General features: G+C 74.7%; 9 protein-coding genes. 3 read left to right on the forward strand and 6 right to left on the reverse strand.

Features of this window, described 5'->3' with window-relative positions:
- Nucleotides 1-163: 163 nt before the first annotated feature.
- Nucleotides 164-790, forward strand: a complete 627-nt coding sequence (locus ACIRFL_RS37635; RefSeq protein ID WP_404038251.1) for a TetR/AcrR family transcriptional regulator — start codon at nucleotides 164-166, stop codon at nucleotides 788-790.
- A 338-nt stretch (nucleotides 791-1,128) separates the two neighbouring features.
- Here ACIRFL_RS37635 and ACIRFL_RS37640 read toward each other — a convergent pair whose 3' ends face one another.
- Together ACIRFL_RS37640 and ACIRFL_RS37645 are read right to left on the reverse strand one after the other, a co-directional pair.
- A complete protein-coding gene (locus ACIRFL_RS37640) occupies nucleotides 1,129-2,724 on the reverse strand; it encodes a glycosyltransferase (RefSeq protein WP_404038273.1) in 1,596 nt (531 codons plus the stop codon).
- Nucleotides 2,725-2,739: 15 nt separating this feature from the next.
- Entirely contained in the window at nucleotides 2,740-4,002 is a 1,263-nt protein-coding gene (locus ACIRFL_RS37645; RefSeq protein ID WP_404038254.1) for a glycosyltransferase 87 family protein, read from the reverse strand.
- Nucleotides 4,003-4,174: 172 nt separating this feature from the next.
- Here ACIRFL_RS37645 and ACIRFL_RS37650 point away from each other — a divergent pair, with 172 nt between their 5' ends.
- Nucleotides 4,175-5,758 carry a hypothetical protein gene (locus ACIRFL_RS37650; RefSeq protein WP_404038276.1) on the forward strand — a complete coding sequence of 528 codons (1,584 nt, stop codon included), beginning with the start codon at nucleotides 4,175-4,177 and terminating at the stop codon, nucleotides 5,756-5,758.
- Between the two features lie 176 nt (nucleotides 5,759-5,934).
- Here ACIRFL_RS37650 and ACIRFL_RS37655 read toward each other — a convergent pair whose 3' ends face one another.
- Nucleotides 5,935-6,402 (reverse strand): MarR family winged helix-turn-helix transcriptional regulator, encoded by a 468-nt coding sequence (locus ACIRFL_RS37655; protein ID WP_404038257.1) that lies wholly within the window; start codon nucleotides 6,400-6,402, stop codon nucleotides 5,935-5,937.
- Between the two features lie 131 nt (nucleotides 6,403-6,533).
- Between ACIRFL_RS37655 and ACIRFL_RS37660 the strand changes: the two genes are divergently transcribed.
- Nucleotides 6,534-6,947, forward strand: a complete 414-nt coding sequence (locus ACIRFL_RS37660; protein WP_404038260.1) for an organic hydroperoxide resistance protein — start codon at nucleotides 6,534-6,536, stop codon at nucleotides 6,945-6,947.
- On the opposite strand, the gene ACIRFL_RS37665 is transcribed toward ACIRFL_RS37660, so the two are convergent.
- The 3 genes from ACIRFL_RS37665 to ACIRFL_RS37675 form a co-directional block, all read right to left on the reverse strand.
- Entirely contained in the window at nucleotides 6,937-8,442 is a 1,506-nt protein-coding gene (locus tag ACIRFL_RS37665; protein WP_404038262.1) for a hypothetical protein, read from the reverse strand. The genes ACIRFL_RS37660 and ACIRFL_RS37665 overlap by 11 nt on opposite strands.
- A 73-nt stretch (nucleotides 8,443-8,515) precedes the next feature.
- On the reverse strand, nucleotides 8,516-9,790 hold the full coding sequence (locus tag ACIRFL_RS37670; protein ID WP_404038265.1) for a hypothetical protein: 1,275 nt from the start codon (nucleotides 9,788-9,790) through the stop codon (nucleotides 8,516-8,518).
- On the reverse strand, nucleotides 9,787-10,102 hold a 316-nt coding region (locus tag ACIRFL_RS37675), incomplete at its 5' end, for a CDP-glycerol glycerophosphotransferase family protein (RefSeq protein WP_404038268.1). The genes ACIRFL_RS37670 and ACIRFL_RS37675, both read right to left, overlap by 4 nt.

Genomic DNA, 10,102 nt, shown 5'->3' on the forward strand with positions numbered 1-10,102 from the left:
GTGGGGGTGGTGCGTCCGGGCGGCGGTCCGGCCCTCCGTGTTTCCTTGCAGTTCTCTTCACGTTCTCTTACGTCGGGACGGCACCGTATCGTCGCAACGTGAGCGTAGGACGTGTTGACGTCGGAACGCAACCGTTTCGTCGTAACGCCCTATGCTGGACGCCATGACGACGAATGCCGACGAGCCCGGCGCGCGGCCCCGCCGACGGACGCCCGCCGGCGCCGCCGTCCTGCGCGAGGACGTGACCGAGGCCATCCGCGCCGCCGTCTTCGAAGAACTCGCGTCCGTCGGGTACGCCCGGATGTCCATCGAGGGCATCGCGCGCCGTGCGGGCGTCGGCAAGACCGCCGTCTACCGCCGCTGGCGGTCCAAGCTGCACCTGGTCCTCGATGTGGTCTCGGCGGTCGCGGTGATGGGGCTGCCGGCGCCGGACACGGGCTCCCTTGAGGGTGACCTGCGGCTGCTCTACGAAGTGACGTCCCGCGCCCTGCGTCATCCCGTGGCCTCGCAGATCATCCCAGACCTCCAGGCCGAGGCCGCGCGCAACCCGGAGATCGCCGAGGCCATGCAGAAGGCGCTGCGGGACGGGCAGGAGGGGGTCGCCAGCACGATCATCTCTGCGGCGGAGCGGCGGGGGGAGATCCGGAGCGGGGTCGATCGCGAGCTGGCGCTCGATCTGATCTCCGGGCCGCTGTACTGGCGGTCGGTGGTCATTCGCAGTCCGAAGCTGCCCAAGGGGTATTTGGCGTCGCTCACTCGTGCCACGGTGGGGGCGCTGCAGGCGCTTTGACGTTGCTCTGGCTTGGCCGTTGTTTGTCTGCGGGTGCGTTGTGGTTTTTGCGCAGTTCCCCGCGCCCCTATGGGGCGCGCTTTGGGTGCGGGGCGTTGTTTGTCTGCGGGTGCGTTGGGGCTTGTCGCGCAGTTCCCCGCGCCCCTGTCGGGGCGTCTTGGGGGCGGCCGTCGTTTGTCTGCGGCGGCGTTGTGGGTTTTGCGCAGTTCCCCGCGCCCCTGTCGGGTCGTTGTTTGTCTGCGGGAGCGTCGTGGCTTGTCGCGCAGTTCCCCGCGCCCCTGTCGGGGCGTCGTTTGTCTGCGGGTGCGTTGTGGTTTGTCGCGCAGTTCCCCGCGCCCCTATCGGGTGCGGTGTAGGTGGGCTTGGGCGGTGGAAAGGGCTGCTCGGGGGCCTGGTGCGATGCGTAGGGACAGGGCGCCGGAGTGGGTGGCGTACGGGTGGATCAGCAGGATGCCGTGGCGGGCGCTCGGCAGGGCGCGGCGGCGCAGCAGTCCGGCGCCCGTCGCCGCGTGCGCCGTCATGTCGCGGTGCATGCCGTCGGCGAAGCGGACGCGCAGCCGCAGATCCCAGGTGCCCGCGCCGAGCCCGGCCGGCTCGACGGGCACGGCGGCCCGCCAAACGCCGTCCGGCGCGGGCGTGAACGTGGCGGTGCGACGCTGGGCCGGGCGCCCGTCCGCCCGGGACCGCCACTCCACCGCCACCTCCGTGGGGCCCGCCCGCGCCACCCGCCCGTACAGCTCGTGCAGGCGCAGCCGTAGCAGGGTGGTACGCGCGCGTGGCCGCAGTTCCGCGTCGACGGCGAGCGGCAGGAGGCCCATGGGCCGGGTCAGCAGCGGGGCGAGGCCGACTTCGGGCAGGTCGTCGGACCACACGGGCGTGCCGTCGGGGCCGCGGGCGTACGGCGGGCACAGCCGGGCCGGACGGGCGGCGAGCTCCTTGATGCGGCCCAGGTCCCGCGGCTGCGGGGACGCGAGGACGACCCGGGCGAGCAGCCGGCCGGGCGCGGTCGTCTCGCGCTCCCAGTCGGCAGGCTCGTACTGCTCCAGATAGGCCCGGGTGTGCGCCCACCACGCGCGCCGGTAGGCCGGGTCGCGCAGCTCCAGGTCGCGCGCGTACATGCGCAGTTCGTGGTCGAGGAACTTGGCCCGTGCCGCCCGTGCCAGCTCCTTGTGCCCGGCGCCCAGCAGGATGTCGTGGGCCAGCGCGCAGGCACGGGTGCGCGCCCGCCAGTTGCCGATGTCCGCCCGGTCGAGGGAGAGCGACAGCCGGTCGGCGGTGCGCCGCACGTGCCACACGTAGACCGGGTCGGGCACCAGGGCGATGCGCGGCGCGGCGGCCAGCACGCGCGCGGTGAACACGAAGTCCTCGTAGAGGAAGCGGCCTTCGGGGAACCGGATGCCGTGCTCGCGCAGGAAACCGGTGCGGTAGAGCTTGTTGACGCACAGCGTGTCGTGGACCAGCCGGGGGCGCCGGCAGGGGTGCGCGACGACGGCGTGCGCCGCATACAGGGACTCCTGCCAGGCGCGTTCGCGTCCGGACGGCAGTTCGCGGCGCACGCACAGGCCGCCCGCCACCTCGGCGCCCGCCCCGGTCGCCGCCCCGAGCAGCGCGGCCACCGCGCCGACGGGCAGTACGTCGTCGCTGTCCAGGAACATCACGTACGGGGACGTCACCGCGTCCAGGCCGTCGTTGCGGGGGCTGCCGCAGCCACCGCTGTTGACCGTCCGGCGTACCAGCGTCAACCGGGGATCGTCCGCGGCCAGCCGCGCCAGCAGCTGAGGACTGCCGTCGGTGGAGCAGTCGTCCACGGCGACGACCTGCCGGACGGCGGGTCCCTGCGCGAGTGCCGACCGGACCGCGTCCGACACATGGGCTGCGTCGTTGTAACCGATGACGACGACGCTCGCCCCCGTGGGCCGTGGAGTCGTGGGAATGTCCGTGATCTCTCCTCAGGGGGTGCTCAGTGCCCGGTGCGGAACACGTTCGCGGCCGGTCGGGGAGCCGACGGCGGTTGCGGCGGGCGCGGGCAGTGGCCGGGTGGCGCGCCACAGCCGGACGAGGGAGAGCCCGGCGGCGGTCACCAGCAGGCCGTTGCGCAGCAGCATCAGCAGGGAGCCGGTCCAGGTGCAGCGGATGACCTCGCCGTACAGCGTGGGATACACGACGGCGCTGACCGCGCTCGCCGCCACCACCAGCGCGGCGACCGGGCGCTGGGCGGTCTGCCGTGAGGTCAGGCAGACGGCGGCCAGGCCGAGCAGCCAGACCATGTACTGCGGGCTGATGACCCGGCTGGTGATGGTGAACAGCAGCACGGCGCACAGGGCGGCGTCGAACGCGGTCGCCTCGTTCCAGCGCCGGGCCCGCACCCGCCACAGCAGCAGGACGCAGCAGGCGGCGGCCGTGAGCGCGAGGCAGACCCCGGCGACCGCGGAGACGTGCGGTCCGGTGAACTCCATCGCGCCGTACCGGTACCGGACCCGGCCGGACCAGCCGGCGTGCCGGGCCAGGCTGAGCGCCGTGCCGCCCAGGGACTCGATCTGCACGCCCCGGCCGCTCTGCTGCCGCAGGAAGGACAGCGGCTCGGTGAACAGGAGCGCGAACAGTCCCAGGGCGACGGCGCCGGTCCCTGCGGCCCAGGTCCACGCGGACCGCGTCGGCTGCTTCCGGGGGGTGCCCAGCAGCACCAGCACCGGCCACACCTTCACCAGCGCGCCCAGCGCCGCGAACACCCCGCACACGCGTGTGGAGCGTGACAGCGACAGCAGGGAGATGACGGCGAGGGCGGTGACCTGGACGTCGTACCGGGCCAGCGGGAGGTGCAGCAGCAGCGGCAGGCCGCCGGTCCACAGCCCCGCCCCGAGCAGGCTGCGGCCCGGCCGTGTGCCCGCGCGGGCCAGTGCCAGCACGATCACCGCGTCGGCGGCGAGCGTGAGGGCCACGAACGCCTGGAAGTACGTCAGTCCAGGCAGCAGCCCCGGGGACAGCAGCACCGCGCCCGCGCCCGGCGGGTACTGCCACAGCGTGTCGTGCGCCGGGAAGTCGCCGTGCGACAGGAGCCCGTACCAGTGGAAGTACAGCCGCCACACCTCACGGGCCACCGCGCCCCGGCCGAGCAGCGGCGCGGTGTCGTGCGCGAGCAGCCACAGCATCAGCGCGCGGGTGGTCAGCCAGAGTGCGGCGAGGGACACGAGGGGGAACTGACGGCGGTTCATCACCAGGGAGCGTAAGCCGCGCGGATGGTGTATTCATGCCGATACGCCGTCATTGACCGGCAAAGGTTGGCTAATCGCAAAAGATCGGACCGTGGTGAACATCGGGCGTCTGCTGATCCGGCCGTCGAGCCGTGTCCGTCGTACCGCGGTCGTGGCCGTCCCCGCGGCTGTCATGCTCGTGCTTGGGCTGTGGGGGCTGGACCGCGGCGGCATGTGGCGTGACGAGGCTGTCACCTTCCAGGTGGCGCGCCGCTCGATACCGCAGATCTGGCGGCTGCTGCACGACGTGGACGCCGTGCACGGGCTGTACTACCTGGTGATGCACGCCGTCATCGCGCCCCGGCCCGGCGAGGTGCTGCTGCGGCTGCCCTCGGTGTGCGGCGCGGCGGCGGCCGCGGCGCTGGTCGCCGCGCTCGGCGCCCGGCTGGTCGGACCGCGGGTCGGACTGTGGGCCGGGCTGCTGTACGCCGTCACGCCGATGGTCGGCCACTACGCCCAGGAGGGCCGCTCGTACGCGCTGGTCGCGGCCGGCGCCGCGGGCGCGACGCTGCTGCTCGTACGGGCGGTCGGCGCGCCCCCCGGTCCGGGTGAACCCGGCGGGCGGGGACGGGACGCCGACGGGCGAGGGCGGGACGCCGGCCGGCGGGTGCGGGGCGGCCGGGTCTGGTGGGCGTACGGCGCCGTCCTGGGCGTCACCTGTCTGCTGCACGAGTTCGCGGTCCTGCTGCTGCTCGCCCACGCCGTGACGCTGGCGCTGGCACGCGTGGCGCGCGGGGTGTGGCGGCGCTGGGCGTGTGCGGCCGGGGCCGTCGTCCTCGCGCTGCTGCCGCTGGTGGTCGTCTCGCACGCGCAGTCCGCGCAGGTCGCCTGGTTGCGGGAGCCCGGTCTGGGCAGCGCGCAGGCCCTGCTGCGGGCGTTCGCGGGGCCGACGCCCGCGGTGTACTGGACGTGCCTGGCGCTGGCGGCGGTGGCGCTGACCCGGCTGGTCGGCCGGCGCGGCGAGATCACCTGCGCGGCGGTCGCGCTGCCGCTCGCGGTGGTGCCGCCGGTGACGCTGATGCTCGTCTCCCGGTTCTCCCCGCTGTACGTCGACCGCTATGTGCTGTACGCGCTGGCCGGGGCGCCGCTGCTGGTGGCGGCCGGGGCGGACCGGGTGGCCGGGTGGCTGGGGCGCGCGGGGGCCCGGTGGCTGGGGAGCGCGCGGGCCGGCTCACCGCTGCTCGCCCTCGCCGGTGCCCTCGCCGTCGCCGTGGCGCTCGTCCATCAGCTCCCGTTGCTGCGCGCGGACCGCTCCGCGGACCACCGCCCCGACAACCTGGCCGCCGTCTCGCGCGTGGCGGCCCGTGAACTGCGGCCGGGTGACCCGGTGTTGTTCGTGCCGGGATATGCGCGGGCCACCGCGCTGGCGTATCCGGCGGGGTTCCGCGGAGTGCGGGACGTGGCCCTCGCGACGGGGGCGCCCGCGTCGGGCACGCTGTACGGCACGGAGGTGGACGCGAAGGCCCTGCGGCGCAGGCTCGCGGGACTCGACCGGGTGTGGGTGGTCGCCGACCGGTACGCCGTGGAGCGTCCGGGCCACCCGCGCGACTCGCTCGACCGGCTCAAACTCTCCGTCGTCACACAGGAGTTCGCGTTGCGTGAGCAGTCGGTGCGGGGCCGGGTGCTGTTGCGGCTCTATGTGCGCCGCACACTCGCCACCGAGACACCGGTGGCACCGGCCGGGCCTCCGGTGCCGCAGCGTCCGGAGCGCTGGTGACCGGGCAAGGGCGGTTTCAACAGCGCCCCCGAAGGGGCGCGGGGCTGTGTCGATATGCGGCTCCGCCGCGATGGGGGTCCCCCCTGTTCGAGCGAAGCCGAGAACTTGGGGGAGCGACCAGCCACGACGGCGCCGCAGACAACCGACGGCCCAGCGCGGCACATCCGGCCGAGCTCTCAGCGAGACACCGCGGCGTCCAGCGCGCTGGTGAGGCGGTCCAGGCGCTCGCGCAGCTCGCTGATCTCGGCGGGTTCGAAACCGGTCGCGGCGGCGATGCTGCGCGGCACCCTGAGCGCCTGCTCGCGCAGCGCCGCGCCCTGTTCGGTCAGCCGCACATCCACCGACCGCTCGTCGCGCGTGCTGCGCTCCCGCCGGACGAGACCGGCCGCCTCCAGCCGCTTGACCAGGGGCGACAGCGTCCCGGAGTCGAGGCGCAGCAGTTCGCCCAGCTTCTTGACGGGCACGTCGCCCCGCTCCCACAGCACCAGCATCACCAGGTACTGCGGATAGGTGAGCCCGAGGTCCTTCAGGAGCACCCGGTAGAGGCCGTTGAAGGCACGGGACGCGGCGTGCAGAGAGAAGCAGATCTGCTGGTCCAGTCGGAGCCAGTCCGCATCGGCGGCGGGGGTCTCGGTGGCGGTCATGGCTCCAGGGTAGCCCCCGACGGGCTATTTAGTTGTGCACAATTTAATTGTGTGCTCTACTTGTGGTCGTGAGGGCGGCCGGACCGGAGCCGCCGGACCACGAACGCGACTTCAATGAGGGATGGTTTTCCATGGACGCGCTCTACACCGCCGTCGCCACCGCCACCCACGGCCGCGAGGGCCGCGCCGTTTCCTCCGACGGCCGGATCGACCTCGCCCTGGCCCTGCCGGTGGAGATGGGCGGCAACGGCCAGGGCAGCAACCCGGAACAGCTCTTCGCCGCCGGCTACGCGGCCTGCTTCGGCAGCGCCCTCGGCGTCGTCGGCCGCCAGGCCAAGGTGGACGTCAGTGACGCCGCGGTGACCGCCGAGGTCGGCATCGGCAAGCAGGGCGAGGGCTTCGCCCTGAAGGTGACCCTGCGGGTCGAACTGCCCGACACCGTCGACGCGGACACCGGCCGCAAGCTGGTCGAGCAGGCCCACCAGGTGTGCCCCTACTCCAACGCCACCCGTGGCAACGTCCCGGTGGAGCTGGTCATCGAGTGAACCGGGGGAACCGGGCGGGCCGCGCCGCCGCCTCCCCCCGGCCGACCCGCGCCAGCACCTCCCCGGTGCGCAGGCTCCACGCCACCACCACGGCCTCCTCGGGCACCCGCTGCCGCCGCGTCAGCAGCAGCCAGCGCACCCGGTGCCGACGGACGAACGCGGCGCGCCCGGCGCGGGTCGCCGCCGGGGAGAGATAGGCGCGGCCGTCGGCGAGGACGGCCCCGTACCCGGGGAGCGTGCGGACCGCCCGGGGATCGTCCGCGAGGACCACGTCACCGGGCCCGAGATGGCGCGCCGCCCAGTCGTACGACGGCCAGCGCGGCGGCTGCGCGAAGCCCACCGGGTCCAGCGCCCGCGGCACCACCGCGCCGGCCTGCACGGTCAGCAGGCCGAGACAGGCACCGCCCGCCGCCGCCCAGCCCAGCACCCGCCGCCACACCGGCCACGGCCGCGCCGCCGCCAGCTCCACCGCGAGCGCGCACTGCGGCGCCACCAGGGCGAGCCCGAGCAGCCCGCCGAGCCGCCCGCACCCCGTCGCCGACCACTCCAGGGCACCCAACAGCACCAGCGGATCCCGCCAAGAGCCGCGCCGGGCCCGCAGCCACAGCGCCGGCAGCCCGAGCAGCAGCGCCAGCCAGCAGCTCCCGGCGAGCCCGGCCGGCAGCGGCTGCGAGCGGCCGGCCGACGCCACCGCGTCGAGGACGGCCGAGGCCCGCGCCCCGGCCGGCACCGCACCGCCGGCGGCCACCAGCGCCGCCGCCCCCGCCGTCACCGCCCAGCGCAGCGCCACCGGCGCCCGCAGGCCGCGCCGCCCGCCCGCAGCGAAGGCCACCCCACCCACCGCCGCGCCCACCCCGATCACCGGATCGACCAGCGCGACCAGCCCGTACAGCGCCCCGAGCGCCGCGTACCCGGTCGGGCCGCGCAGCCCGCTCGGCCCGACGAACCGCACCGGCCGGGCGTCCCGCGCCCGGGCCCCGGTCAGCGCCCAGGCCCACAGCGCGAGGCCGATCGCGCAGGTGGACGGGAAGCCGAGGTTGCCGGTCATCGGCATCAGCGCGAGATAACCGTCGCCCCACACCCGTGTCGTGCCCCACAGCACGCTCATCAGAGCCAGCGCGAGCACCGGCGCCCACACCCGCGGGGTGAGGAAGCGGACGAGACGGGCCACGCCGGTCAGCAGCACCAGCAGGTTCAGCGGGCCGCAGACCCGCAGCACCGCCCAGCCCGAAAGACCCGTCAGCCGCGCCAGCGCCCCCTGCGCCAGGACGTACGGCGAGAAGGGGACCGCGTCCGGCAGGCCGGCCCGCAGCCGGGCCACCGCCGCCGCGTGCGGCCCGGCATCGCAGCACGGCGGCACCCGCCAGTACGCCAGCGTCATCACCAGCCAGAACAGCAGGCCGAAGAGCTGGTAGGGGCTCGGCCGCCGGACACGGGCGGCGCGCAGCGCGGTGGCCCCGCGCACGGGGCGCGGGACCAGGACGCCGAGGGTCACCGGAGGGCCGGGACACGAACGAGGCGGGGCATTTGCCGAGTGTTCCCGCCCGGATGAGCGGCTTTGCCGCCGCTCACCTCATCGAGTGAGCCGGCCGCCGTCCTGGCCCCTGCGCGGGCAGCGGCAGCGTCCGCCTGAGTACCGGCTCCAGCAGCAGCGGCACCCCGACCACCGGCAGCAGCCAGGCCAGCACGATCAGCCGTTCGCCCCAGATGTTGATGTCCGGGTGGCCCGCGTGGGTGAGGAACCCGGTGGCCGCGGCGGCCAGCAGGAAGCAGCCGAACGCGGGCCGCCGCAGCGCGCCCCACAGCCCGGCCGCCAGCGCCGCCACGAACAGCGGCTGCCCCGCCTGCCGCCGCGCCCACTCCAGCCAGAAGTTGCCCTGAAGATGCAGGAACTCCGGCCACGGGCGGGCCCGGTCCGGCCGGGCGAAGTGATCGGTGAGCAGGTCCTGCATGCTCTCTGACTCGGCCGGATAGTGCAGCAGCCGCGCCAGCAGCATGGTGCCCAGTGCCGCACAGCACCCCACCACGGCGATCGCCACGGCCCCGCGCCCCGGTGCCCGCCCGCGCCGCCGCCGCAGCACGACGACCGTTGTGCCCGCGACGGCGAGGGTCAGCCCGAGGAACAGCGACTGGGAGTGCTTGACCGTGAACAGCGCGAGCAGGGCGCCGCCGGCCAGGGCCGTGCCCGCCCGGACCCGGCCGGTCAGCGCCAGCGCACACCCCCACACCGCGGCCAGGGTCAGCGCCAGCATCAGGCCCTCGGTCATCGGCCGCATGGCCGTCGTGCCGCAGGGCAGGACGTAGTACAGCGCCTGCCCGGTCAGCGCGAGCGGCACGGACACCGCCAGGGTGCGCAGGATCAGGAAGGCGAGGACTCCGCCCGCCACCGCGACGAGCACGCTCGCCGTCCACACGCCCCAGGTCACGCCCAGCGTCGTGACGAACGGCAGCAGGAACACCGGATAGCCGGGCCGCACCTCGAAGATCCGCTTGAGCCGGGGCTTCATGAACGGCGGGATGTGCCCGTCCGTCTGTCCGGCCGCGAGCCGCCGCTCCACCCGCCCCAGCGCGTCGGCCCGGCACTCGGCGACCACCCGGGAGGTGGGGTCCGGCCGGTGGAAGCGCACCACGTCCACGCTCTGGCCGCGCCGGGCGAGCGAGGCCCGGCCCGCGCAGGTCCAGTCGATGGCGGCCGCCGCGGCCTCCCGCTTGTCCGCGCCGCCCAGCGTCAGCGCGTACGCCACGTAGTTCTTCGAGTCGGGGGTGTCCCGGCCGGTGACGGACGCGAGCTGGAGCAGCGCGAACACGGCGGCCAGGAGCAGCACCCAGGTACGCGCCCTCATGTCGACGCCAGCAGGTCGCGGCCGGCGGCCGGGCCGGGCACCCGGACGGCATCGGGCTCCGGCATGGTCCCGCCGAGCATCAGGGTCCGTACGACGCGTTCGGCGGCCCGTCCGTCGTCGAACTCGCAGAAGCGGGAGCGGAATCGGTCCCGGAGCCGGGCCGACTCGGCGTCCTGCCAGCGGCCGGAGGCGAACAGCGCCGCCAACTCCTCGTAGCAGTGGGAGACATGGCCGGGTGCTTCGGTGGTGATGTCGAAGTAGGCGCCGCGGCTTGCGGTGTAGGCCGGCCAGTCGTCGGCGTGGACGACGATG

This window comes from Streptomyces sp. NPDC102462, from assembly GCF_044765425.1.
Taxonomy (GTDB): Bacteria; Actinomycetota; Actinomycetes; order Streptomycetales; family Streptomycetaceae; genus Streptomyces.